General features: G+C 72.7%; 18 protein-coding genes. 13 read left to right on the plus strand and 5 right to left on the minus strand.

Annotated elements, in window-relative coordinates:
- The gene (locus ACIQVZ_RS03005; RefSeq protein WP_350876696.1) at nt 1–1,035 is read left to right on the plus strand and encodes an alanine racemase; all 1,035 of its coding nucleotides are present in this window, start codon (nt 1–3) and stop codon (nt 1,033–1,035) included.
- Between the two features lie 24 nt (nt 1,036–1,059).
- On the opposite strand, the gene ACIQVZ_RS03010 is transcribed toward ACIQVZ_RS03005, so the two are convergent.
- Together ACIQVZ_RS03010 and ACIQVZ_RS03015 are read right to left on the minus strand one after the other, a co-directional pair.
- Complete coding sequence (locus ACIQVZ_RS03010; protein WP_350876698.1) at nt 1,060–2,637, minus strand: glycosyltransferase 87 family protein; 1,578 nt, start codon at nt 2,635–2,637, stop codon at nt 1,060–1,062.
- A gap of 162 nt (nt 2,638–2,799) precedes the next feature.
- On the minus strand, nt 2,800–5,460 hold the full coding sequence (locus ACIQVZ_RS03015) for a transglycosylase domain-containing protein (protein ID WP_402446670.1): 2,661 nt from the start codon (nt 5,458–5,460) through the stop codon (nt 2,800–2,802).
- A gap of 354 nt (nt 5,461–5,814) precedes the next feature.
- Here ACIQVZ_RS03015 and ACIQVZ_RS03020 point away from each other — a divergent pair, with 354 nt between their 5' ends.
- From ACIQVZ_RS03020 to ACIQVZ_RS03040, 5 genes are all read left to right on the plus strand, one after another.
- Entirely contained in the window at nt 5,815–6,516 is a 702-nt protein-coding gene (locus ACIQVZ_RS03020; RefSeq protein WP_350876702.1) for a PadR family transcriptional regulator, read from the plus strand.
- A 126-nt stretch (nt 6,517–6,642) separates the two neighbouring features.
- Nucleotides 6,643–7,725: an inositol-3-phosphate synthase gene (locus ACIQVZ_RS03025; protein ID WP_350876704.1), complete on the plus strand. Its 1,083-nt coding sequence runs from the start codon at nt 6,643–6,645 to the stop codon at nt 7,723–7,725.
- Between the two features lie 140 nt (nt 7,726–7,865).
- Complete coding sequence (locus ACIQVZ_RS03030) at nt 7,866–9,203, plus strand: MFS transporter (protein WP_350876706.1); 1,338 nt, start codon at nt 7,866–7,868, stop codon at nt 9,201–9,203.
- A gap of 96 nt (nt 9,204–9,299) precedes the next feature.
- A complete protein-coding gene (locus ACIQVZ_RS03035; protein WP_402446675.1) occupies nt 9,300–9,905 on the plus strand; it encodes a hypothetical protein in 606 nt (201 codons plus the stop codon).
- A gap of 33 nt (nt 9,906–9,938) precedes the next feature.
- The gene (locus ACIQVZ_RS03040) at nt 9,939–11,009 is read left to right on the plus strand and encodes a hypothetical protein (RefSeq protein ID WP_402446677.1); all 1,071 of its coding nucleotides are present in this window, start codon (nt 9,939–9,941) and stop codon (nt 11,007–11,009) included.
- 58 nt (nt 11,010–11,067) lie between these two features.
- On the opposite strand, the gene ACIQVZ_RS03045 is transcribed toward ACIQVZ_RS03040, so the two are convergent.
- Nucleotides 11,068–12,468 (minus strand): CCA tRNA nucleotidyltransferase, encoded by a 1,401-nt coding sequence (locus ACIQVZ_RS03045; RefSeq protein WP_402446883.1) that lies wholly within the window; start codon nt 12,466–12,468, stop codon nt 11,068–11,070.
- A 355-nt stretch (nt 12,469–12,823) separates the two neighbouring features.
- Here ACIQVZ_RS03045 and ACIQVZ_RS03050 point away from each other — a divergent pair, with 355 nt between their 5' ends.
- The 7 genes from ACIQVZ_RS03050 to trxA all read left to right on the plus strand — a co-directional run bounded on the left by ACIQVZ_RS03050 (nt 12,824) and on the right by trxA (nt 23,610).
- Nucleotides 12,824–15,391, plus strand: a complete 2,568-nt coding sequence (locus tag ACIQVZ_RS03050; protein WP_402446679.1) for a DUF6049 family protein — start codon at nt 12,824–12,826, stop codon at nt 15,389–15,391.
- 57 nt (nt 15,392–15,448) lie between these two features.
- The gene (gene murJ / locus ACIQVZ_RS03055) at nt 15,449–17,938 is read left to right on the plus strand and encodes a murein biosynthesis integral membrane protein MurJ (protein WP_402446680.1); all 2,490 of its coding nucleotides are present in this window, start codon (nt 15,449–15,451) and stop codon (nt 17,936–17,938) included.
- A 307-nt stretch (nt 17,939–18,245) separates the two neighbouring features.
- On the plus strand, nt 18,246–20,222 hold the full coding sequence (locus ACIQVZ_RS03060) for a hypothetical protein (RefSeq protein WP_402446682.1): 1,977 nt from the start codon (nt 18,246–18,248) through the stop codon (nt 20,220–20,222).
- Between the two features lie 48 nt (nt 20,223–20,270).
- Nucleotides 20,271–20,999, plus strand: coding sequence for an RNA polymerase sigma factor SigM (sigM, locus tag ACIQVZ_RS03065; protein ID WP_402446685.1), 729 nt, complete (start codon nt 20,271–20,273; stop codon nt 20,997–20,999).
- Nucleotides 20,996–21,970, plus strand: coding sequence for a hypothetical protein (locus ACIQVZ_RS03070; protein WP_402446688.1), 975 nt, complete (start codon nt 20,996–20,998; stop codon nt 21,968–21,970). The genes sigM and ACIQVZ_RS03070 overlap by 4 nt, the downstream gene beginning before the upstream one ends.
- A 202-nt stretch (nt 21,971–22,172) precedes the next feature.
- A complete protein-coding gene (trxB, locus tag ACIQVZ_RS03075; protein WP_402446691.1) occupies nt 22,173–23,141 on the plus strand; it encodes a thioredoxin-disulfide reductase in 969 nt (322 codons plus the stop codon).
- A 142-nt stretch (nt 23,142–23,283) separates the two neighbouring features.
- On the plus strand, nt 23,284–23,610 hold the full coding sequence (gene trxA / locus ACIQVZ_RS03080) for a thioredoxin (protein WP_350876725.1): 327 nt from the start codon (nt 23,284–23,286) through the stop codon (nt 23,608–23,610).
- Between the two features lie 75 nt (nt 23,611–23,685).
- Here the strand turns inward: trxA and ACIQVZ_RS03085 are convergent, their stop codons facing one another.
- On the minus strand, nt 23,686–24,303 hold the full coding sequence (locus ACIQVZ_RS03085; protein WP_350876727.1) for a GNAT family N-acetyltransferase: 618 nt from the start codon (nt 24,301–24,303) through the stop codon (nt 23,686–23,688).
- Between the two features lie 126 nt (nt 24,304–24,429).
- Nucleotides 24,430–25,482, minus strand: coding sequence for a ParB/RepB/Spo0J family partition protein (locus tag ACIQVZ_RS03090; RefSeq protein ID WP_350876729.1), 1,053 nt, complete (start codon nt 25,480–25,482; stop codon nt 24,430–24,432).
- Nucleotides 25,483–25,494: the final 12 nt, after the last annotated feature.

Genomic DNA, 25,494 nt, shown 5'->3' on the forward strand with positions numbered 1-25,494 from the left:
ATGACGCTGTCGCTCTACCTCGACACCGAACGCTGGCGCACCCACCAGCGCTCCGTCCTCGCCGAGTTCCCCGGCCTGGTGCCGGTCGCCAAGGGGAACGGCTACGGCCTGGGCAACCACCGGCTGGCCGAGGAGGCGACGCTGCTGGGCACCGGTGTGCTGGCCGTCGGCACCGCGTACGAGGCGGCCGACGCCGCCGAGTGGTACGGCGGCGAGCTGCTGGTGCTCACCCCGTACCGGGTCGGCGAGGAGGCCCTGCCGCTGCCGCACGCCCGGGTGATCCGGACGGTGGCGAACCTGGACGCGCTGCGGGCGCTGCACGGCACCCGGGTGGTGGTCGAGTGCATGACCTCCATGCGCCGCCACGGGGTGAGCGCCGCCGACCTCACGGCCGTCGCCGCCGAGCTGGACGGCGTCGCCTTCGAGGGCCTGGCGCTGCACCTGCCGATGGACCGGCCGGACGGCTCCAGCCCGACCGAGGAGGTCGTCCACTGGGTGGACACCGCCCGGGCGGCCGGGGTGCCGGTGCACACCGTGTACGTCAGCCACCTCGGCGCGGCCGGCATGGAGCAGCTGGCCCAGCGCTACCCGGACATCGTCTTCCGGGCCCGGATCGGCACCCGGCTCTGGCTGGGCGACCACGGCGCGCTGGAGGTCCGGGCCACGGTGCTGGACGTCACCCCGGTGAAGAAGGGCGACCGCTACGGCTACCGCCAGCACCCCGCGCCGGCCGACGGCCACATCGTGGTGGTGGCCGGCGGCACCGCGCACGGCATCGGCCTGGAGGCGCCGAAGTACGTGCAGACCATGGCCTCCCGGGCCAAGGGCATCGCCCGGGCCGGCCTGGCGACCGTCAACAAGACCAAATCGCCGTTCCACTGGGCCGGCAAGCAGCTCTGGTTCGCCGAGCCGCCGCACATGCAGGTCTCGCTGCTGTTCCTGGACGGCGAGACCAAGCCCCCCGCGATCGGCGAGGAGCTCGGCCTCCAGGTCCGGCACACCACCACGCACTTCGACCGCGTGGTGGACCGCTAGGGCGTGCGAAGCGCCTGAGAGCGGCTACGCCTTCTCGGCCGGCTCCGGCAGTCCTGGCTCGTCCAGCCACTGCTCGGAGCCGGCCGGCGCGTATCCGGCGTAGCTCTCCTCCTCGCGCAGCGTCCGGGCGGTGCCGAGCACGAACACGTCCGGGGCCCGGTCGAGCACCCCGCCCGACGGGTCGTCGCTGCCGTCCCAGCGCACCGGGTCGCGGTCCGGCTGCAGGGCGTCGCGGACCACCATGACCACCAGGTAGAGCGTGCCCAGCAGGTGCAGCACGACCGCGAAGTGGTACCAGGCCTCGCCGATCCCGTGCTGCTTGGGCCCGGTGACGAAGCCCAGGTGGGACCAGATGCCCAGGGTGTACAGCACCTCGCAGGCCTGCCAGATCAGGAAGTCCCGCCAGCGCGGCCGGGCCAGCACCGCGAGCGGCAGCAGCCAGAGCGCGTACTGCGGCGAGTACACCTTGTTGACCAGCACGAACAGGGCGACCACCAGGAATGCCAGCTGCGCGAAGCGCGGGCGGCGGGGCGCCGAGAAGCCGAGCCACGCTATGGCCAGGCAGCCGAGGACCATCAGCACACCGATGTAGACGTCGAGGTCGGCCAGCCCCGTACCCCGGCTCTGCATCAGGATCAGCCAGAACGAGCCGTAGTCCTCGGCGCGGTGCTTGCTGAACACGTAGAAGGTCGACCAGCCCTGCCAGTTGGCCGCCATGATCGGCAGGTTGACCAGCAGCCAGGAGCCGGCCGCGCCGGCCAGCATCACCCGGAACTCGCGCCACTTCCCGGCTCGCCAGCAGAGCACCAGCAGGGGGCCGATCAGCAGCACCGGGTAGAGCTTGGCCGCAGTGGCCAGGCCGATGAAGACACCCGCCCAGCCGGGCCGGGAGCCGGACCACCAGGCCATCGCCACGGCGGCCAGCGCGACCGCGAGGAGGTCCCAGTTGACCGTGCCGTTCAGCAGCAGGACGGGCGCGAGCGCGAACAGCAGGGCGTCCCAGGGGCGGCGGCGGTGGGTGCGCGAGAGCGCCACCACGGCGACCACCGCGCAGGCCATCAGCAGCCCCGCGTTGATCGCCCAGAACCACCGCTCCTGGTCCTGCGCGGTGCCGGCGCCGGGCGTCAGCCAGGCCGCGACCTGCATGAACAGGCCGGTCAGCACCGGGTATTCGAGGTACTGCAGATCCCCCGAGGTGCCCGGGATGCGGTCCACGTACGGGTGCAGCCCGGCCGAGAAGCCGCGGCCGGAGAACAGGTGCGGGATGTCGCTGTAGCAGGCGTGGATGTACTGCGGCGAACCCGGCTGGAACCAGGCCTGGTTGTAGCAGGGCGCCTTCTGCACCATGCCGAGCACCGAGATCACGATCACCGCCAGCGCCAGGAAGCGCGCCGGGATCCACCAGGAGACGCCCAGCAGCGCCCGGCGGCCCGGCGGGCCGCCGATCACCTCGCTGCCGGCCGCCGCCACCGGGTCCTCGTCGGCCGGGACGACCACGGTGTTGACCGGCGGCGCGGCCGTGGCGACGGCCGGCCCGACCGGTCCTGCGGCGTCGCCGGGCCCGACCGGCCCTGCGGATTCGTCACGATCGCTCGACGTCATGCCGGACATCCTGCCGCACCGGCCCCACCAGGACGAGGAGGACCCCGCAACGGGCCCGGCCTCCGTCGCCCGGCGGCACGGCGAATCATGACGAAACGGCGGTGGCGGCCCTCCGGAGAGGGCCGCCACCGCCGTTCGGTTCATCCGCTCAGCGGGTGGTGGTCAGGGCAGCAGCGCGTTCTGCCCACCGCCACCGCCGGTCGAGGACGGGGTCGGCGGCTTGCCGGTCGGCTTGCTGCTCGTCGGCGGGGGGTCCGTCGGCGGCGCCGTGGGCGGGGGCGTGGTGCAGACGAGGAGGCCGCAGCTGCTCGTCGGACCGGGGTTGGTCTTGGTGTGCGACGGCGTCTGGCTCGGCTGCGTGCCCGGGCAGTCCACGCCCGGGACACAGCCCGGGCCCTGGCTGGACACGGGCGGCTGCGGCTGGTTGTTGGTCGGCGGCGGCTGGTTGTTGGCCGGCTGGGTCGCGGGCGGGGCCGACGGGGTTTCGCTCGTCGTCGGCGTGGGCGTCATGCTCGGCGAGACCGGGGCGCCGGAGGAGTCCACTTCGGTGCCGACCGGCTGCGGGGCCGGGAAGTCCACCTTCTTCTCGTTGGCCAGCGCGGCCTTCATGTACCGGGTGAAGACGTCGGTCGGGATGTCACCACCGTGGATGGACTCCTTGCCGCCGGTGCCGTTGAGCGACAGCCGCTCGTGCTTGCTCGGGTCCTCGCGCCACATCGCGACGCTGGTCACCAGCTGCGGGGTGTAGCCGACCCACCAGGCCGACTTGTTCTGGTCGGTGGTACCGGTCTTGCCGGCCACCGGGCGGCCCAGCTCCTTGGCCTTGAAACCGGTACCGTTCTTCACCACGTTCACCAGCACGTCGGTGACGTTGTCCGCGACGGCCGGCTCCAGGGCGACCTTGGAGTCCTTCTTGCCGAAGCCGGGGCGCTCGGTGCCGTTCACCTCGACCTTGGTGACCGAGTAGGGCTCGGCCTCCTTGCCGCTGGCGGCCAGGGTGCCGTAGGCGGTGGCCATCCGGATCGGGCTGATGGTGGAGGTGCCGAGGGCGAAGGTCGGGGTCTTCGGGTCGGCGAAGCTCTCCTTCCGGACGCCCATCTGCTCGGCGATGTTGGCCACGTTCTGACCGCCGACGTCCTGGTTGAGCTGGACGAAGGGCACGTTGTAGGAGTTCTGCATGGCCGCCCGCAGCGAGACGTAGCCGCGCTTGCCGGAGTCCTCGTTCTTCTGCCGGTAGGGCTTGCCGTCGTCGCCGATCACCAACGAGCCGTCCGGCTTGCGGATCTCGGACATGTCGTCGGACAGGTAGCGGCTGTCGGCGTTGATCCGCTTCGGCTTGCCCTTGTCGTCGGTGGCCGTCTGGACGCCGATCTGCATGGCGGTCGCCAGCACGAAGGGCTTGAAGGTCGAGCCGACCTGGACGCCGATGGCGTCGGCGTTGTTGTCGAAGTGGCCGTTCTCCACGCCGTCGCCGCCGTAGAGGGCGACGATCGCGCCGTCGCCGGGGCGGATGCTGGCGGAGCCGAACTGGATGAAGGTGTCGTTGTTGGGGCGCTTCTGGGCGTTGAGGTTCTCGCCCTTGACGTCGTCGACGGCCTTCTTCAGGGCGTCGACCTTGTCCTTCTCGAAGGTGGTGTAGACCTTCAGGCCGCCCTTGTCGATCACCTGCTGGGTGATCGTCTTGTCGGTGGCCATCAGGTACTTGTTGGCGGTGTCGACCAGGTAGCTGACCTCACCGTTCATGCTGGAGTTGGGCTTCACCGGAATCGGGTCGGGGAACGTGGCGCACTTGGCGCGCTCCTCCGGGGTGATGGCCTTGGTCTTCACCATGTTCTCGAGGATCCAGGCCCACCGCCCCTGCGCCCGCTCCTTGTTCTCCGGCTTCGTCGGGTCGTAGTACGACGCGCCCTTCAACAGGCCGGCCAGCATGGCGCTCTGGCAGAGGTCGAGGTCCTTGGCGTCGACCCCGTAGTAGGCCTGTGCGGCGGCCTGGGCGCCGTTCGAGCCGCGGCCGAACCAGCTGGTGTTCAGGTACCCCTTGAGGATGTCCGGCTTCTGCATCTTCTGATTGATCTTCAGCGTGATGAAGAACTCCTTCAGCTTGCGGCTGAGGGTCTGCTCCTGGCTGAGGTACGCGTTCTTGACGTACTGCTGGGTGATCGTCGAGGCGCCCTGGGTCTCGCCGCCCTTGGCCATGTTGTAGACGGCGCGGAGCATGCCCTTGGGGTCGATGCCGCTGTCCTCGCGGAAGGTCTGGTTCTCCGCCGCGATCACGGCGTTCTGCAGGTTGGGGCTGATGTCGGAGAGCTCGACGATCTGACGGTTCGTCTCGCCCTTGCGGGTCATCTCCGAGCCGTCGGCCCAGTAGTAGATCGTGTTCTGGTCCTTCATCAGCTCTTTGAGCGTCGGGATCTCGGTGGTCTGGTAGAGGTAGAACACCCCGCCCACGCAGGTGGCGAAGAAGATCAGGAAGCCGCTCAGCCACTGCCGCCAGGACGGCAGCCAGCGCCGGACGCCGGTCTTGCCGAAGCGCGGGTAGTCGATGAACCGCTTCTTGCCGGGGCCTGCGGCGGCGGCCGCGGACGCGGTGGCGGCGGCAGCACCGCGCCGGCCGCCCTTGCCGCCCTTCTGGGCGGCCTTGCGCATCTCGGCGCGGCCCATCCGGGGTTGCTGAGCGGTCTCCCGTTCGCCCGGGGGGCGCCGGCGGCCGATGCCGTCCGAGCTCACCTCGTCCCGGCCGGGTCCGCCCTGACGGCCACCACCACCCGGGGGCTGCTGCCCGTCACCGCCCGGGCTGGGCGTCCTTCGCCGTCGTTCACTCATGTTGCAGCCACTCCTCGCCAGGCGGTTCCAGCCTGAAGGCAGGGTTCACGTCCGATGCCCGCCAACCGCCCTAACCCCGGAGGTGGTCCTCGTGCACACGCGACAGCGTACGCAGCCGGGAATCCCAACTAATCGGGCATCAGTCCCCAATGACCGCAAAACGGCAGCAGATCATTACACGCCCGTTGCCAATCACTCCTGCGCGTCGGCTTGTGATCACCTTCACGCGTGCCCCCCTTGCCCGTTCCGAGGACCCGGTTTAGTGTTCTCGATATATCGAGCCGATACATCGACGCGGCATACCGCCCGATGCAGCGGCCGGATCAACGGCCGAGAGGAAGGAGGACGACGGCAATGGGCAGGCGCTCAGGAGTGCTGGAGTTCGCCGTTCTCGGTCTGCTCCACGACGCCCCGATGCACGGCTACGAGCTGCGCAAGCGGCTCAACGTCCTGCTCGGAACGTTGCGGGCGTTCTCGTACGGAACGCTCTACCCGTGCCTGAAGAGCCTGGTCGCCCAGGGTTTCCTGGTCGAGGACAACCCGGACGTCGAGTACGTCCCGGCCACCGCGCTCAACGGCAAGCGGTCCAAGACCGTCTACCGGCTCTCCCCCGAAGGCAAGCAGCGCTTCGAGGAGCTGCTCGCCGACTCCGGGCCCGACGCCTGGGAGGACGAGCACTTCGGCGTCCACTTCGCGTTCTTCGGCCAGACCGACCGGGCCGTACGGATGCGCGTCCTGGAAGGGCGCCGCAGCCGGCTGGAGGAGCGACTGGAGAAGATGCGCAACTCGCTGGCCCGGGCCCGCGAGCGGTTCGACGACTACACCGTCGAGCTGCAGCGGCACGGACTGGAGTCGGTGGAGCGCGAGGTCCGGTGGCTCAACGAGCTGATCGAGACCGAGCGGGCCAACCGCACCGGCCGGACCGGGCCCGCGACCGGCGGCAACACCACCGCCGTACCCCACAAGACTTCGGACGGCCGTGACCAGGAGGAAGGGTCCCAGGACCCGCCCGGGCCACCGTACGACCGCCCGGGGCGCTCCGCCCAGGAGCGCTGACACCGCGTCAGCCCTGTGCCGCGCGGCAGGAGTGGGCGCCTCGCGCCCGTACAAGCAGTCATCGAAGAAGCAGGACGAGTGCCGTCGACCCCGGCGGCCCTCATGAGATCACAGGGAGCAACCGGAATGGGTTCGGTTCGCGTAGCCATCGTGGGCGTGGGCAACTGCGCCGCGTCGCTGGTGCAGGGTGTCGAGTACTACAAGGACGCCGACCCGGCCGGCAAGGTCCCCGGGCTGATGCACGTCCAGTTCGGTGAGTACCACGTCCGCGACGTGGAGTTCGTCGCCGCGTTCGACGTCGACGCCAAGAAGGTCGGCTTCGACCTGGCCGACGCCATCGGCAGCAGCGAGAACAACACCATCAAGATCTGCGACGTGCCGCCGACCGGCGTCACCGTCCAGCGCGGCCACACCCTCGACGGCCTGGGCAAGTACTACCGGGAGACCATCGAGGAGTCCGACGAGACCCCGGTCGACGTCGTCCAGGTCCTCAAGGACCAGCAGGTCGACGTCCTGGTCTGCTACCTGCCCGTCGGTTCCGAGGCCGCCGCCAAGTTCTACGCCCAGTGCGCCATCGACGCCAAGGTCGCCTTCGTGAACGCCCTGCCGGTGTTCATCGCGGGCACCAAGGAGTGGGCGGACAAGTTCACCGAGGCCGGCGTGCCGATCGTCGGTGACGACATCAAGTCCCAGGTCGGCGCCACCATCACGCACCGCGTGATGGCCAAGCTGTTCGAGGACCGCGGTGTCATCCTCGAGCGCACCATGCAGCTGAACGTCGGCGGCAACATGGACTTCAAGAACATGCTCGAGCGCGAGCGCCTGGAGTCCAAGAAGATCTCCAAGACCCAGGCCGTCACCTCGCAGATCCGCGACCGCGAGCTGGGCGCCGACAACGTCCACATCGGCCCGTCGGACTACGTGGCCTGGCTGGACGACCGCAAGTGGGCGTACGTCCGCCTCGAGGGTCGCGCGTTCGGCAACGTCCCGCTGAACCTGGAGTACAAGCTCGAGGTCTGGGACTCCCCGAACTCCGCCGGTGTCATCATCGACGCCGTGCGCGCCGCGAAGATCGCCAAGGACCGCGGCATCGGCGGCCCGATCCTGTCGGCCTCCTCGTACTTCATGAAGTCCCCGCCGGTGCAGTACTTCGACGACGAGGCCAAGGAGAACGTCGAGAAGTTCATCCGCGGCGAGGTCGAACGCTGAGGTAGCGCGCCGGAGCCGGCGGCGGGTGACCGCCGCCGGCCGCGCCGGAGGGCCCACGATCATCGGATCGTGGGCCCTCCACCGTTTCTCGACGAATGTTTCACGTGAAACAGCGGCCGGTTCCATGGCACTCTGGGCGGGTGGCGATCACCGAGAACGGCAGCACCCACCAGTCCGCACACCGTGCCACGCTTCTCGGTCTGCTCCGCGGCCGGGACTTCCGGCGGCTGCTGACCGCCCGGGTGCTCTCCCAGCTCTCGGACGGCGTCTTCCAGGTCTCGCTCGCCGCCTACGTCGTGTTCTCCCCGGAGAAGCAGTCCTCCCCCGCCGACATCGCCTCGGTGCTGGCCGTGATGCTGCTGCCGTTCTCCGTGATCGGCCCGTTCGCCGGGGTGCTGCTGGACCGCTGGCGCCGCCGCCAGGTGCTCTACTACGGCAACCTGGCCCGCTTCGGGCTCGGCCTCGTCACCGGCGCCCTGCTCCTGGCGGAGGCGCCGACCTGGCTGTTCTTCGCCTCGGCGCTGCTGGTCACCGCGCTCAACCGGTTCATCCTGGCCGGCCTGTCCGCCGCCCTGCCCCGGGTGGTCGAGCAGGACCAGCTGGTCACCGCCAACGCGCTCTCGCCCACGCTGGGCACCGTCGCCGCCGCCTCCGGCGGAGGGGTCGGCTTCCTGCTGCACCAGGTGATGACCCCCGGGCCGAAGGCCGACGCCGCGCTGGTCACGGTGGCCGCCCTGCTCTACCTGTCGGCCGCGCTGGCCGCCCGCCGGATGGACCGCGACCTGCTCGGCCCGGAGAAGCACGGCGACCGCCCGGCACTCGGCCAGGCGCTGGTCCGGGCCGCCGTCGAACTCGGCGCCGCCGTACGCCACTTGGTGCGGGACTGCCGGCCCGCCGTGCACGCGCTGGCCGCCGTCACCGCGGCCCGGTTCTGCTACGGCGTGCTGATCGTGGTCGTGGTGATGCTCGCCCGGTACACCTTCAACGACCCGGCCGACAGCGCGGCCGGACTGGTCACGCTCGGCCAGGCGGTCGGCCTGTCCGCCGCCGGGTTCTTCGTCGCCGCGGTGATCAGCCCCTGGTGCACCCGGCGGCTCGGCCTGGCCGGCTGGATGACGGTCTGCCTGGCGGCCCCGGTGCTCTTCGTCCCGGCGCTCGGCCTGAGCTTCACCCTGCTGCCCTGCCTGATCGCGGCGCTGCTGCTCGGGGTGGTCACCCAGGGCACCAAGATCTGCGCCGACACCGTCGTCCAGGAGTCGGTCGAGGACGAGTACCGCGGCCGGGTCTTCGCGATCTACGACGTGTTGTTCAACGTCGCCTTCGTGACCGCCGCCCTGGTCACGGCGCTGGTGCTGCCGCTCTCCGGCCGCTCGGTCGTGGTGGTCGTCGGGGTCGCCGCGGTGTACGGGCTCGCCGCGCTCCTCTACCTGCGCTCCGCCCGGCGGTACGGGCCGCTCCCCGGCGACCAGGCCTCCTGAAGGCCCTCGGCCCCTCGGAACGGGGGCGTCCGACCGAGTCGCTAAGGTACGTCAGACCTGTCGGAGCGACAGCACTCGGCCTCGGGGGACGAACTGATGAGCACACCGCCCGGCCCGTACGGGCCACCTCCGCCGTACGGGCCGCCCCCGCAGCCGGCCCCGCCGTACGGGCAGGTGCCGTACATCCCGTCGCAGCCCCAGCCCGGGCCCCCGGGCTTCGGACCGCCGCAACCCGGGCCGCCCCAGCCCGCACCGCCCGGCTTCGGACCGCCCCCGGCCTACGGCCAGCAGCCGCCCGCCGGCCCGTACGGCTACCCGCCGGTCGCCCCGGCCGCCGAGGCACCCCCCGCGAAGCGCGGCGTCAAGGCGAAGCTGCGGATCGTCGGCGTGGTCGGCGGCTGCCTCGCGCTGGCCGTCGGCTACTTCGTCAGCGGGCCGAGCGTCAGCAGCGCCAAGCCCGGCGACTGCGTCCGGGTGAGCGGCACGCGCGATGTCGAGATCGTCAAGTGCACTGACGCCAAAGCGAATTACCGGGTCCTGTCGACGTTCGGCGACACCACCGACGTGAACCGCTGCCGGCAGACTCCGCAGACCACCAGCGCCGTCTCGGGCAAGAGTGGACGCCGCTGGAACAAGAAGCGGTACGTGCTCTGCCTCGGCCCGATGACCCCGGCCGGAGCCCCGCTGCCGGGGAAGGCCTGACCTCTCCACCACCACCGCATCCCGGGGGATCTCTTGTCCGTTCCGCCGCCCCAACTGCCGTACGGCGCCCCGCCGCCCGACGACGGCAACCCGTACGCCACCGACAACCCCTACGCCCGGCCGACCCCGCCCCCGCCGCCGGGCCCGCCGCCCGGCTACGGCTACCCGGCCGCCCCGCCGCCGCCCGACCAGCCGTACGGCCACCCCCCGCAGCCCGCGCCCGGCTACGGGTACGGGTACGGGTACGGGTACCCGCCGCCGGCGCCGCAGGGCGGTCCCGCCTGCCGCTTCTGCGGCGGCTTCCCGGCCGTGGACGCCACCGTCCGCGGCCACCAGGGCCTGGTCCTGGCCTACCGGATGCTGCGGATGCCGGGCCCGTTCTGCCGCACCTGCGGGACGGCGACGGTGCGCGACCTGTCCGCCCGCACCCTGGTCCAGGGCTGGTGGAGCCCGGCGTCGGTGCTGCTGGCGCCGATCACCCTGCTGCTGAACCTCGCCGCCAACGGCAAGGTCAAGCGGCTGCCGCCGCCCGTCCCGGGCAGCCACGGCCCCCAGCTCGACCCCGGCGTCCCGCTGGGCCGGCGGCCGCACGCGCTGATGCTGCTGCTGCCGCTCTCGGTGGTCGTCACGCTCGTCCTGGCCGCCACCGGGGTGCTCGGCCCGAAGGACGACGGCCCGGCCGCGCCGATCGCGGTACCGACGGTGGCGGTGCCCCCGGTGACCACCTTCTCGGCGCCGCCGCTGCCGACCCACGCGCCGCGGCCGTTCCCCTCGCCGACGTTCAGCCTGCCGCCGGTGCCCACCATCACGCTGCCGCCGCCGACCGCCCCCAGCACCGCGGCCGACAGCATCGACCGGGCCAACCCCGGCGACTGCCTGCGCAACGAGAACGGCACCGGCGCGACCCACGACGCCAACCCGAAGATCACCATGCTGCCCTGCGGCGACTCCCGCGCCCAGTACAAGGTGGTCTTCAAGTACCTGGCCACGTCCGACGAGAAGGTCTGCGAGAAGCAGCCGAAGTCGGACAGCACCTACACCCGCACCTACTCCAACCTGCCGGCCCTCGACTACGTGCTCTGCCTGCAGAGCCTGCACGGCTGACCCGGCACGCCCGAGGGGTGGTCCCGGCCGACGCCGGGACCACCCCTCGCGGCGTCGCTCAGCCCTGCTGCTCGGCCCACCAGGCCCGCAGCGCGGCCACCGCCTCGTCGTGCTCCAGCGGGCCGTGCTCCAGCCGGAGTTCGAGCATGTGCTTGTACGCCTTGCCGACCTGCGGGCCGGGCTTGAGCCCGAGCAGCTCCATGATCTGGTTGCCGTCCAGCGCCGGGCGGACGGCGTCCAGCTCCTCCTGGGCCTTCAGCTCGGTGATCCGCTGCTCCAGGCCGTCGTAGGTGCGCGACAGCGCCGCCGCCTTCTTGCGGTTGCGGGTGGTGCAGTCGGAGCGGGTGAGCTTGTGCAGGCGCTCCAGCAGCGGTCCGGCGTCGGTGACGTAGCGGCGCACCGCGGAGTCCGTCCACTCGCCGCCGCCGTAGCCGTGGAAGCGCAGGTGCAGCTCGACCAGCTGCGAGACGTCCTCGGTGAGCTCCTTGGAGTACTTGAGCTCGCGCATCCGCTTGCGGGTCATCTTGGCGCCGACCACCTCGTGGTGGTGGAAGGAGACCCGGCCGTCGGACTCGAAGCGGCGGGTGCGCGGCTTGCCGATGTCGTGCAGCAGCGCGGCCAGCCGCAGGGTGAGGTCCGGGCCGTCCTGCTCCAGGTCGACGGCCTGTTCCAGGACGGTCAGCGAGTGCTCGTAGACGTCCTTGTGCCGGTGGTGCTCGTCGCGCTCCAGCCGGAGTGCGGGCAGTTCGGGCAGCACGTGGTCGGCGAGGCCGGTGTCGACCAGCAGCCGCAGGCCCTTCACCGGGTGCTTGGCCAGCAGCAGCTTGTTCAGCTCGGCCTGGACGCGCTCGGCGGACACGATGGTGATCCGCTCGGCCATCGCGGTCATCGCGGCGACGACCTCGGGGGCCGGCTCGAAGTCGAGCTGGGCGGCGAAGCGGGCGGCGCGCATCATCCGCAGCGGGTCGTCGGAGAAGGACTCCTCGGGGGTCGCGGGGGTGCGCAGCACCCGGGCCTCCAGGTCCTCCAGGCCGTGGTGCGGGTCGACGAAGCCGCGGCCGGGCAGGTCGACGGCCATCGCGTTGACGGTGAAGTCCCGGCGGACCAGGTCCTGCTCGATGGTGTCGCCGTAGGTGACCTCGGGCTTGCGGGAGGTCCGGTCGTACGCCTCGGAGCGGTAGGTGGTGATCTCGATCAGGAAGGAGCCCTCGGGGGTGTCCTTGCGGGCGCCGACCGTGCCGAAGGCGATGCCGACGTCCCAGACCGCGTCCGCCCAGCCCTTGACCAGCCTGAGCACCTGCTGCGGGCGGGCGTCGGTGGTGAAGTCCAGGTCGTTGCCGAGCCGGCCGAGCAGGGCGTCCCGCACCGAACCGCCGACCAGGGCCAGCCGGTGGCCGGCCGCCTCGAACCGACGGGCGATCTCGTCGGCCACCGGCGACACCCGCAGCAGCTCTTGCAGCCCCAGGGTCTGGGCCTCGCTCAGGCCTGGGACGGCCTGGACGGCGGTGCTGGAACGGTCGAGGTGCGCGGTGGACTCATTGGCAGTGGACACGGCTCACAAGAGTACGTGGCCCGACAGGTCAACCGCCCGCGCGTTTTGGGCGTCTCACCCCGAGGCCCGCAACACTGCACCACGGGCTGCATCGTTACCATGCCGGTGGACGAGTCTCGGGCACCGGACAGGGGATGCGGTGTCGCGTGCCGCCGTGGTCGGCGGAGCTCCCGCGGCACCAGCGCGGCGAACAGCGTCAAGCGAAGAACGTCAAGCGAACAGCATCAGCAGCGAGCGATCGAGAACGGCGAGGGCGGAACGAGTGAGTGAGCCGGCACGGCACTCGGGCCTGGGGGCGGAACCACGGCCCGGAAGGACCGAACGCCCCGTCGAAGGGCACCGTACGGGGCGGCGCGCGGAACGGGCGGCACGCCGCCTCGCCGCCGCCTGCGGGGCCGCCCTGGCCCTGTTCTCGGCGGTCGCCCCGGCCGCGGCGCTACCCGCCGGGGGCGGCATCCGGCCGACCGCCGACAACGGCGTCTCGGCCGAGTACCCGGTGGAGATGACCATCGAGACGGTGGCACCCCAGGTGGCCAGCCCGAACGGCATCGTGAAGATCACCGGGCACGTCACCAACACCGGCAAGGCCGCGGTCAAGAACGCCCACGCGGCCGTCCGCAAGCCGCTGTCCAGCAAGCCGCTGCAGCGGCGCAGCGACCTGTCCCTGGTGGCCACCCGCAGCGGCCCGAGCAGCTACGACGGCGTGGAGCTGGACAGCCCGCAGTACGCCCTGCCCGAGCTGGGACCGGGCCAGAACCAGCCCTACACCCTGAGCGTCTCGGTGAGCGACCTCGGGCTGTCCGACAGCGGCGTCTACGAGCTCGCGGTGGACGCCTGGGGCTCGACCGCCGACAACCAGCGCGACCGGCCGCTGGGCATCGCCCGGACCTTCCTGCCGTACAACCCGGGCGGCGCCGAGGCGCAGCCCGGCAAGGTCACCACGCTCTGGCCGCTGGTGCACGCGCCGGTGCTGGCCGCGCAGACCTACTCCGACAACGACCAGCCCGTCCCCGTCCTGCGCGACGACAGCCTGACCGCCGAGTTCTCCCCGGGCGGCCGGCTGTACGAGCTGGTGGACACCGGGGCCAAGATGACCGGGCTGACCTGGGTGGTCGACCCGGACCTGCTGGACACCGCGTTCGCGATGACCAGGCCGTACCGGGTGCAGAAGCCGGGCCAGGACGTCGGCAAGCCGGCCAAGGACGACAACACCGTCCCCGGCACCGGCCAGGCCGCCGCCACGGCCTGGCTGGACAAGCTGCGGGCCGCCGTCGCCAAGCCGGGCGGCCAGGTGGTGTCACTGCCCTACGCCGACCCGGACCTCGCCTCGATCGCGCACAACGGCGCCGACCTGACCGGGATGGCCACCGCCCTGGGCAAGGCGGCCACCGCCGGCCGGCTCACCGTCGAGGGGCGGCTGTCCGTCGACACCCGCTCGGACGTGGCCTGGCCGTACCAGGGCTACCTGGACCAGCAGATCGCGGGCATCGCCCAGCAGGCCGGGGACGGCCTGGTCCTGGTCAACGGCGCGAGCATGCCGGAGCCGGACGCGATGAACTACACCCCGACCGCGGTGCGCCCGATCGGCAACGGGCAGAACGCGGTGGTCGCCGACGAGACCGTCTCCTCCCTGTTCCAGACCGACCTCGCCTCCCCGCAGGCGCAGACCAGGGCGAACCAGCGCTTCCTCGCCGAGACCTACACGATCACCCACGAGCAGCCGCAGAACCAGCGCGGCCTGCTGGTGATGCCGCCGCGCGACCTGACTGCGAGCACCGCCAAGGTGCTGGCGGACGCCCTGCAGACGGCCTCCGACAACAAGTGGCTCACCCCGGTCAAGCTGGACACCCTGGCCCAGGCCTCGCCCGACCCGAAGGCCAACACCGCCGTCCCGGCGGCCGCCGACTACCCGGCCCAGGTCCGCGCCTCGGAGCTGTCCGCGGCCGAGCTGAGCAGCACCGACGAGATCCAGCAGAACCTGGACACGCTGATGCGGGTGCTCACCCTGCCCCAGCGGGTGCGCGGCCCGTTCAGCGCCGCGATGGTCCGCTCGCTGTCCACCGAGTGGCGCACCAACGCGGCGGCCGGCAGCACCTACCGCGCGGACGTCGCCAAGTACCTGGACGAGCTGACCGGGGCCGTCCGGGTGCCGAAGAAGAACGTCGTCACCTTCGCCGGCAACACCGGTCTGCTCCAGGTCAGCGTCCGCAACGACCTCACCCAGACCGTCACCAACCTCAAGCTGGTGCTCACCTCGACCCAGCCGAACCGGCTGCGGGTGGGCAAGGAGGAGGAACTGGTCATCCCCGCCTCCCAGAGCGTCACCCTCCGGTTCAACGCCGAGGCGCACAACAACGGCCCGGTCAACATGACCGCCCAGCTCTGGACCACCGGCCCCAACCCGCAGAAGTACGGCGAACCGCAGCAGTTCAGGGTGGACGTCACCTCGGTGACCAACGGCGTGCTGTACGTCTTCGCGGCCGCCGCCGCCCTGCTGCTGCTGGCCGCGCTGCGCTTCGTGCGCCAGCGCAAGCGGCGGGCCGGGCAGCCGCACGCCGACGGCGACCAGCCGGTCGACGGCCCGGCGGCGAGCGGGGCTCAGGACCCGGCGGCGGACGAGGCCCGGGACGGGGCTCAGGGCGCGGGCGGGGACGCGAGCGGCGAGAAGCCCGACGGCGAGACCGGGGGCGGCGTCGGCGGACCTGCCGGGAAGGGCCCCGAGGATGGCTCCGGCGGCGGATCCACCGGGGCCGGCCCCACGCAGACACCGCGCGGCAGCAACGCGGATGGCCGGGATCGGACCGCCAGTGATGAGAAGGTTGGTCCTTGATACCGCCGAGACCCCGCGACGCCGGGCCGGCCTCCCCCACGACAGCGAAGAGGTGACATGACCGGGCGCAGCGAGGAGCGGCCGCCGGGCCGCGGTGAGAACCGGCCGGGCGCCGAGTCGCCGTCCGGCGACTGGTACGTGGCCGACACCTACGCCCAGGACCCGTACGCGGCCGACGCGTACGGGAACCCGCAGGCCGGCCAGGACCCGTACGGTCTGCGGGCCGACCGGCCCGCGGCACCTCAGCCGCCGGCCACCGCGTACGACGTGCCGCCGCAGCTGCCGCCGCAGGGCGGCGGCTACCCGACGCCGGTGCCGCCGGCACAGTACTCGGCGCCGACGCCGTTCGCGGCCCCGGTGCCGCCCGTGCAGCCCGGCTGGGACACCCCGGTGCAGGCCGCCTGGCAGGAGGCCCCGGCTCCGGCCGGCGGCGGCCAGTGGGGCGGCCCGGAGCAGCCCCGGCCGCAGTGGGAGCCCGGCCCGGCGCACTCGACCTGGGACAGCGAGACCACCGAGTACGTCGGGGTGGACGCGCTGTTCGGCGGCCACCAGGCGCAGGCCGCGGCCCAACCGCCGGTGCCCCCGCCCGCCCCGGCGCACCCGACGGCACCGCCGGTCGCGCCCCCGCCCCCCGCCGCCGTGCCGCCGGTCGCCCCCGCGCCGTACCCGCCGACGGGCGGCTACCCGGGGCAGCAGCAGTACGCCGGCCCGGACGGGCACCGCCCCTTCGTCCCCCCGATCGAGTTCGACCCGCCGCTCTCCGAGGACGAGGCCACCATGCAGGTGGCCGCCGTGGCGGTGCCGCCGGCGGTGGAGCCGCTGGCGGACCTCGTCGCCGAGGAGCGCGCCGCGCAGTACGCGCCCGCGCCCGCGGCCGAGCCCGCCCCGGCGGCCGGCGGCGGCGGCAAGGTCGCGAGCCTGCTGAACTCCAGCGCGATCATGGCGGCCGGCACGCTGGTCTCCCGCGGCACCGGCTTCGTCCGGACCATGGTGATCACCGCGGCCATCGGCGTCGCCGTCATGGGCGACTCGTACAACGCCGCGTACACCCTGCCGACCCTGCTGTACATCCTGATCGGCGGCGGCGCGCTGAACGCCGTCTTCGTGCCGCAGCTGGTGCGCAGCATGAAGAACGACGAGGACGGCGGCACCGCGTACGCCAGCCGGCTGCTCACCCTGGTGATGGTCGGGCTCGGCGGCGTGGTGTTCCTCGCGGTGCTCGGGGCACCGCTGCTGGTGCAGCTGATCTCGCACCCGATGATGGAGAACGCGGAGCGCGCCGAGACCACGGTCGCGCTGGCCCGGTACTGCCTGCCGACCATCTTCTTCATGGGCGTCCACGTGGTGATGGGGCAGATCCTCAACGCCCGCGGCCGGTTCGGCGCGATGATGTGGACCCCGGTCCTCAACAACATCGTGGTGATCTTCACCTTCGGCGCCTACATCTGGGTGTACGGCGGCTACAGCGGCACGCACGTGACTCCCGAGGGCATCTCGCCCGAGGGCGTCCGGCTGCTCGGCCTCGGCACCCTGCTCGGCCTGGTCGTCCAGTCGCTGGCGATGATCCCGTACCTGCGGTCGGCCGGCTTCCGCTACCGGCCGCGCTTCGACTGGCGCGGCCACGGCCTGGGCAAGGCCGCCCGGCTGGCCAAGTGGACCTTCCTCTTCGTGCTCGCCAACCAGGCCGGCTTCCTGGTCATCACCCAGCTGGCCACCGCCGCCGGCAGCGCCGCCGAGAAGGGCGGCCACGAGGGCGTCGGCCTCGCGGCGTTCTCCAACGCCCTGCTGATCTGGCAGCTCCCGCAGGCCGTGATCACCGTCTCGATCATGAGCGCGGTGCTCCCCCGGCTCTCCCGGGCGGCGGCCGACGAGGACGCCGGCGCCGTCCGCGACGACCTGTCGTACGGGCTGCGCACCAGCGCGGTGGCGGTCGTCCCGGGCGCCTTCCTGTTCCTGTCGCTCGGCCCGGCGATCGCCCGCTCGATCTACGGGATCGGCGGCGGTGACCGGGCCCTGGACAACGCCACCAACGTCGGTCTGATGCTCTCGGCCTTCGCGCTCGGGCTGATCCCGTACTCGGCCCAGTACGTGATGCTGCGCGGCTTCTACGCCTACGAGGACACCCGGACGCCGTTCTCCAACACCGTCTGGGTCGCGGTCTGCCAGGCCGGGTTCTCGGTGCTCTGCTGGTTCGTGCTGCCCGCCCAGTGGACCGTGATCGGGATGGCCTTCGGCTATGGTCTGGCCTACGCCGTCGGGGTGGCGGTCGCACTGCCGAAGCTGAAGAAGAAGATCGGCGGGCTGGACAGCAAGCGGATCGGCAAGACCTACAGCCGACTGGCCACCGCCGGTGTGCCGTCCGCGCTGGTCGGCCTCGGCGTCAGCCTGGCGGTCCAGCAGGTGCTCGACGGCTGGATGGGCAGCGTGCTGTCCCTCGTCGCGGGCGGCGGCCTCCAGCTGGCCGTGTTCGTGCTCATCGCGAAGCGCCTGCGGATCGAGGAGCTCAACGCCATGCTCGGCATGGTGCGCGGCCGGCTGGGCCGCTGATCCACCACACCGACCGACCGGACGAGCGGGCGCCCTGACCGGGTGTCAACGGGAGCCACCGGCTCCCCCGCCCGTCCGGCCGGGTGCCGGGCCGCCGCCCGCGCCCGGCTCCGCCCGGGCCGCGAGATGGCGGCCCGGTGTCGGATCTGCACCACATCTCTCCACCAGCACGCAACCGAGCGCGCCCCTCAGCGGTCGTACTCGGTGGAGAAGAGTGGGCACAATTGTCCTGGAGCACGTGGCCGCCAACCCGCGGGCTCCAGCGACTCTCTCAAGCCGGGGCGACACAAGGGGAGGCAGGACCACGGTGGCTGATGGCACCAAGGCGGTCGTCGACACGTCAGCAGCTGACGCGGCGGCGGACGAGGCCGCACTGGCCGCGGCGATCGACGAGCTCACGGCGGGGAAGGCCGCCAAGGCCGGCGCCGCCGACACCTCCTCCAAGAACCCGTCCGAGGACGCACCCGAGGACCGGGCCGCCGCCCCGGACACCCCGGTGGCCGCCGACGCGGACACCGACGCCTCCGACGCCGGCCAGGACACCCCCCGCGGCGAGGAGACCTCGGAGATCACCGCTCCGCTCTCGGTCCACGAGATCGCCGCCGAGCTGGCCGCCGGCGGCACCGCCCGGCGCAAGCCCGCCGCCCCGGAACCCGCGGCCGCCAAGCGCCGCCCCACCGACCCGCAGCCCACCGTCGACCCGCGCGACACCGCCACCCTGCCCCGCACCCTCCCCGCCCCGATGCGGCACAGCGGCGACACGATCGGCCACCGGTACCGGCTGGAGGAGTGCATCTCCCAGACCGAGACCTTCAGCAGCTGGCGCGCGGTCGACGAGAAGCTTCGCCGGGCCGTCGGCGTCCACCTGATGGCCTCCGGCCACCAGCGCGCCCGCAAGGTGCTCGCCGCCGCGAAGTCCGCCGCCCTGCTCGGCGACCCGCGCTTCGTCCAGGTCCTGGACGCCGTCCAGGAGGGCGAGCTGGTCTACGTCGTGCGGGAGTGGCTGCCGCACGCCTCCGACCTCGCCAAGCTGCTCGCCGACGGCCCGATGGAGCCGCACGAGGCGTACCAGATGGTCCGCCAGGTGACCGACGCGGTCGCCGCCGCCCACCGGCGCGGCCAGGCCCACCTGCGGCTCACCCCGCGCTGCGTGCTGCGCACCGACAGCGGCCAGTACCGGATCAACGGCATCGCGGTGGACGCCGCCCTGCGCGGGCTGCCCGACGAGGACGGCACCGACAGCGCCGAGCGCACCGACACCCGCGCGATCGGCGCCCTGCTGTTCGCCGCGCTCACCCACCGCTGGCCCTACCCGGAGGACCGCTACGACCTCCAGGGCCTGCCCAAGGGCCTCCAGAACGCCGCGCCGGACCAGGTCCGCGCGGGCGTCCACAAGGGCCTGTCCGAGCTGGCCGCGCGGGCCCTGTTCGACCATCCGCCGCACCACGCCGAGCCGATCACCACCCCGGAGGAGCTGACCCGGGCGATCGCGCAGATGCCCCGGATCCGCCAGCCCGAACCGGAACTGCCCGCCTTCCCGGCCCCGCCCCGGCACAACACCCACGCGCTGCCGACCGCGCCCAACCCGACCCGGGTGGCCGACCCGGCCGTCGCCCCGCTGCCCGCCTCGTCCCGGCCGACCTCGAACCGGCGCACCCGGCGGCGGCTGCGCCGGGTCGTCAAGGCGACGGCCTGGACGGTCGCCCTGGGCGCCATCGGCGTCGCCTCCTGGCAGTTCGTGGACAACCTGCGCAACACCGGACCGGTCACCACTCCGCGGGCCACGGCCACCAGCGACGCACCGACCCCGCAGGCCAGCACCCACAACCCGACGCCGATCGCGCCCAAGGCCGCCCTCTCGTACAACCCGAAGGGCGACTCGGCGGAATCCGCCTGGGCCCTCCCCAAGGCCATCGACGGCGACCCCAACACGAGCTGGCCGACCTTCGGCTACGACGACCAGTTCGTCCCGGGCGGCTACAAGGAGGGCACCGGTCTGCTGATCGACCTCGGCTCGCCGCACGCCGTCAGCTCGGTGAACGTCCAGTTCGTCGGCACCACCACGGCCGAGCTGCGGATCCCGAATGCCCAGGCGGCGGACAACCCGCAGAAGGCGCCGCTGACCTCCTTCACGACCGTGGGAAAGAAGAGCGGCAGCAGCGTCGACTTCACCCTCAACGCCCCGACGAACACCCGCTACCTCTTGATCTGGCTGACCAGCCTGCCGAAGGATACGGATGGCAAGTTCCGCGGACAGGTCGCCGAGGTCAAGGTCTCCGGCTGACCGGAGGTCCGGCCCGCGGAACGACGGCGAGGGGGGCGAGGGGTGACGGTGGCGGAGGACGACGCGGCGCTGCTCGCCCGGCACGTCGCCGGCGACCCGGACGCCTTCGGCCTCCTGGTGAACCGCCACCGCGACCGGCTCTGGGCGGTCGCCCTGCGCACCCTGGGCGACCGCGAGGAGGCCGCCGACGCCCTCCAGGATGCCCTGGTCTCCGCCTTCCGCGCCGCCCCCGGCTTCCAGGGCCGCTCGGCGGTCACCACCTGGCTGCACCGGATCGTGGTCAACGCCTGTCTGGACCGCGCCCGGCGCAGCGCCACCCGCCGCACCACCCCGCTCGACGAGGACCCGCGGCGCCTGGACACCCTGGTCGGCGCCGCGGAACCGGCCGACTCCCCGGTGGTCCGGGCCGAGGTGCAGCGCGAGCTGGCCGCCGCGCTCGCCGAGCTGCCCGCCGAGCAGCGGGCCGCACTGGTCCTGGTCGACATGCAGGGCTACCCCGTCGCCGAGGCCGCCGAGCTGCTGGGCGTCCCGGTGGGCACGGTGAAGAGCCGCTGCGCCCGGGGCCGGGCCCGGCTGCTCCCGCTGGTCCGCCACCTGCGCGAGAGCGGCGGCGCTCCGGATGTTTCACGTGAAACACCGAGAACACCGAACGCCCCCGGCGCGGCCCCGCCACCCCGGCGGAACGCGCCGGGGAACCCGACGGGCGCCGGCACCGTCACAGGGACAGGCCCGAACACCGGTCGGACGGTTCTGGAAGGAGACGCGAGCACGCGATGACGGCCCACCTCTCCTCCCCCGGCCCCGCCGGCCCCGCCGAGGACCACCCCTCCGTCGACGAGCTCGCCGACCTCGCCGAGGGGCTCGTCGAGTCCGCCGACGCCGCCTGGACGCTGCGCCGGCACCTGGACGGCTGCGCCGAGTGCCGCGGGACCGCCGACGCGCTCGACGAGGTCCAGGCACTGCTCAGCGCCGTCGAGGCCCCGCCGATGCCCGCCGACGTCGCCGCCCGGCTGGACGCCGCCCTCGCCGCGGCCGCCGTCTCCGCGGCGGCGGAGGAGGCCCAGAACGCCCCCGTCGCGGCCTCCCGGGCCGCCGCCCCCGCCCCGGCCACCCGAACCGCCGCGGCGCCCGCCGCGCCCCCTTCCCGGCCCGCCGCACCCACCGGCCCGGGCCGCCCCCGCCCCCGGCGGCGGCGCGCCGGCCTGCTGCTCGGCGCGACCGCCGCCCTGGCCGCGATCGCCCTCGGCGCGACCCTGCTGCTGCACCCGGCCGGCCAGGACGACCAGCACCCGGCACTGTCCGCCGGCGCCCCCGCCTCCGCCTCCCTCGGCACCGGCGCGAGCCCCGGCACCGTGCAGAGCTCCCGCGCCGACCACGCCGCGGGAGCCGGCCCGACCTACCGGGACGACCAGCTCGCCACCCAGATCCAGCAGCTGCTGGCCCGGTCGGGCACCGCCCCCGGGCTGCGCCCGACCGGGCCCGCCAAGCCCTCCGCCGCGATGCCCGCCGACGGCCGCCAGGAGCTCACCACCCAGGCCTCCCCGCCGTCTTCCCCGCCGTCCTCCCCGCCGGCCTGCCCGGCCCCCGCCGAGGGCGTGCCGCTGGCCACCGACCACGGCAGCTACGCGGGCGCCCCGGTCGAGGTCCTGGTCTACCCGACGCCCGGCCGGCCCGGGTTCGCGGACGTGTACCTGCGCTCCCCCGGCTGCGGCCCGGTCGTGCTGGAGCGCACCGTGCCCACCCGCTGACGTCCCGGGGCGGGCGTCCCAGGGGCCGGGGCTCCGTTCCCATGCGATCGACGAACAGGGCGCCGCGCCGCTCCCACAGTGCGGCCGCCTGGTACTGATCCGCCTGGGAATGCGAGACACTGGTCAGTCGTTGTCCCGGGCGGCGGAGCAGGACCGCCCTCCCCGCACCTAGCGCGGGTCGCGATGCGAACCAGGAGATGCAGTGAGCGACGTCCGTAACGTGATCATCATCGGTTCCGGCCCGGCCGGCTACACGGCCGCGCTCTACACGGCGCGGGCCTCCCTCAAGCCGCTGGTGTTCGAGGGGGCCGTCACCGCCGGCGGCGCCCTGATGAACACCACCGAGGTCGAGAACTTCCCGGGCTTCCGGGACGGCATCATGGGCCCCGAGCTGATGGACAACATGCGGGCGCAGGCCGAGCGCTTCGGCGCCGAGCTGATCCCGGACGACATCGTCTCGGTCGACCTCACCGGTGACATCAAGACCGTCACCGACTCCGAGGGCAACGTGCACCGGGCGCGCGCCGTGATCGTCACCACCGGCTCCCAGCACCGCAAGCTGGGCCTGCCGAACGAGGACAAGCTCTCCGGTCGCGGTGTCTCCTGGTGCGCCACCTGCGACGGCTTCTTCTTCCGCGACCAGGACATCGCGGTGGTCGGCGGCGGCGACACCGCCCTGGAGGAGGCGACCTTCCTCTCCCGCTTCGCCAAGAGCGTCACGATCATCCACCGCCGGGACAGCCTGCGCGCCTCCAAGGCGATGCAGGAGCGCGCCTTCGCCGACGAGAAGATCCGCTTCGAGTGGGACAGCGCGGTCGAGGCCATCCACGGCGACCCGAAGCTGACCGGCGTCACCCTGCGCGACACCACCACCGGCGAGACCCGCGAGCTGGCCGTCACCGGCCTGTTCATCGCGATCGGCCACGACCCGCGCACCGACCTGTTCAAGGGCCAGCTGGACCTCGACGCGGAGGGCTACCTCAAGGTCGAGGCGCCCTCGACCCGGACCAACGTCCCGGGTGTGTTCGGCGCCGGCGACGTCGTGGACCACACCTACCGCCAGGCCATCACGGCCTCCGGCACCGGCTGCTCCGCCGCGCTGGACGCCGAGCGCCACCTCGCCGCCCTGGACGACCTGGAGGCCAAGGCCGCCGCCGCCGTGGCGGTCTGACCTCCTCGCCACCGACCGACCCCCGCGGGGGTGTGCACCCGTTTCACGTGAAACACCCCCGCCCCGGCCAGGGCGAAACAGAACGGGCCCGCCCGTTGTTCACCTGGCAGCAGCCCCCTCCGTCCGAACCCGAGGAGTTCCCGTGGCCGGCGCCACCACCACCGTCACCGACGCGACGTTCAAGGCCGACGTCCTGGACAGCGACAAGCCCGTGCTGGTCGACTTCTGGGCCACCTGGTGCGGCCCGTGCCGCCAGGTCGCCCCGATCCTGGACGAGATCGCGGCCGAGCACGGCGACAAGCTGACCATCGCCAAGCTGGACGTGGACGCCAACCAGGCGACCGCGGCCGAGTACAACGTGATCTCGATCCCGACCCTGATCCTCTACAAGGGCGGCGAGCCGGTGAAGTCCATCACCGGTGCCCGTCCGAAGGCCGCGCTGCTGCGCGAGCTGGACGGCTTCATCTAGGTCGACCGGTCGTCGACCGCACGGCGGCGGGGCTCCCCACACCGGGGAGCCCCGCCGCCGTCGTTTCCACCCACCTCAGAACGGCCGCAGCGCCGGCTCCTTGCGCGCCCCGCCGAGCAGCCGCTCCAGCGCCACCTCCACATCGCCCCGCCAGGAGAGCGTGGTGCGCGCCTCCAGCCGCAGCCGCGGGTAGCGGTGGTGCGAGCGGACGGTCTTGAAGCCGACCGCGAGCAGGTGGTCGGCCGGCAGCACGCAGCTGACCGGCTCAGGACCGGCCGAGCCGAAGGCCTCGATCGCCCGCACCCCGCGCCCGAGCAGGTCCTTGGCCACGGTCTGCACCAGCACCCGGCCGAGCCCCTGTCGCTGGTAGCCCGGAACCACCCGGCTGACCATCAGCTGAACGGCGTCCGGTGAGACCGGACTGGTCGGGAAGGACTGCGACCGGGGGACGTAGGCGGGCGGCGCGTACAGCACGAAGCCGGCCGGCTGGTCGTCCACGTAGACGATCCGGCCGCAGGACCCCCACTCCAGCAGCACCGCGGAGATCCACCCCTCCTTCTCCAGCTCCGGCTTCCCGGACTCCACCGCCGCCTTCCCGCTGACCGGGTCCAGCTCCCAGAACACGCAGGAGCGGCAGGTCGTCGGCAGATCGGCGAGGTTGTCCAGGGTCAGCGGAGCGATCCGGCGTCCCATGCCCCGCATCTCCTCCTCCACTTCACGGTCGAGCATGCCCCCACAGACGCCGATGGGTGCATGTTTCACGTGAAACAGTGCTCACGCGGAACATGCACCCCTCGGGTGTCGTCCCCGGCCCGGCTCTCAGCCCTGAGACAGCCGCAGACCGTCCTCGCCCGGGGCCAGGCTGTCCAGGATCCGGTTCAGGTCCTCCACCGAACCGAACTCCAGCACCACCTTGCCCTTGCCCAGCTTGCCGCCGCGCTGCGACACCTCGACCTTGACCCGGGTGTCGAAGCGGTCCGACAGCCGGCTCGCCAGATCGTTGAAGGCCGGGGAGATCAGCTTGCCCGCCTTCGGCGCCTGGCGCTTCGGTTTCCGGTCCTCCTCCTCGGCCATCAGCGCGACGATCTCCTCGGTGGTCCGCACCGAGAGGCCCTCCGCGACGATTCGCTTGGCCAGCAGCTCCCGCCGCTCGTCGTCCGGCACCCCGAGCAGCGCCCGGGCGTGGCCGGCGGTCAGCACCCCGGCGGCGACCCGGCTCTGCACGGTGGGCGAGAGCTTCAGCAGCCGCAGCGTGTTGGAGACGTGCGAACGCGAGCGGCCGATCCGGTCGGCCAGCTCGTCGTGGGTGCAGGAGAAGTCCCGCAGCAGCTGGTCGTAGGCGGCCGCCTCCTCCAGCGGGTTCAGCTCGGCCCGGTGCAGGTTCTCCAGCAGGGCGTCCAGCAGCAGCTTGTCGTCCTCGGTGGCACGGACGATCGCCGGGATCTCCTTCAGCCCGGCTTCCTTGGAGGCGCGCCAGCGGCGCTCGCCCATGATCAGCTCGAAGCGATCGGGCGCGACCTGGCGCACCACGATCGGCTGGAGCAGACCGACCTCCTTGATCGAGACGACCAGTTCGGCCAGCTTGTCGTCGTCGAAGTTCTCACGCGGCTGACGCGGGTTGGACGTGATCGCGTCCAGCGGCAGCTCCGCGAAGAAGGCACCGGCCACCGGCGCCGGCTGCGCCTGCTTCTCCGCGGCCGCCCGGGCCGCCACCGTGCCGCGGCCGGTCGGCAGCGTCGGTACCGAGGTCGGCGACGTCGCGCCGGTCGCCCCCACCGGGGCCGGTGTGGGCACGGCCGTCGCGGGCTGTGCCGCCGCCCCGCCGTCCACCGGCACGGCGGGGCCGATCAGCGCCCCGAGCCCTCGTCCCAAACCCCTGCGACC

The sequence above is a fragment of the Kitasatospora sp. NPDC098663 genome (assembly GCF_044760075.1).
GTDB lineage: Bacteria > Actinomycetota > Actinomycetes > Streptomycetales > Streptomycetaceae > Kitasatospora.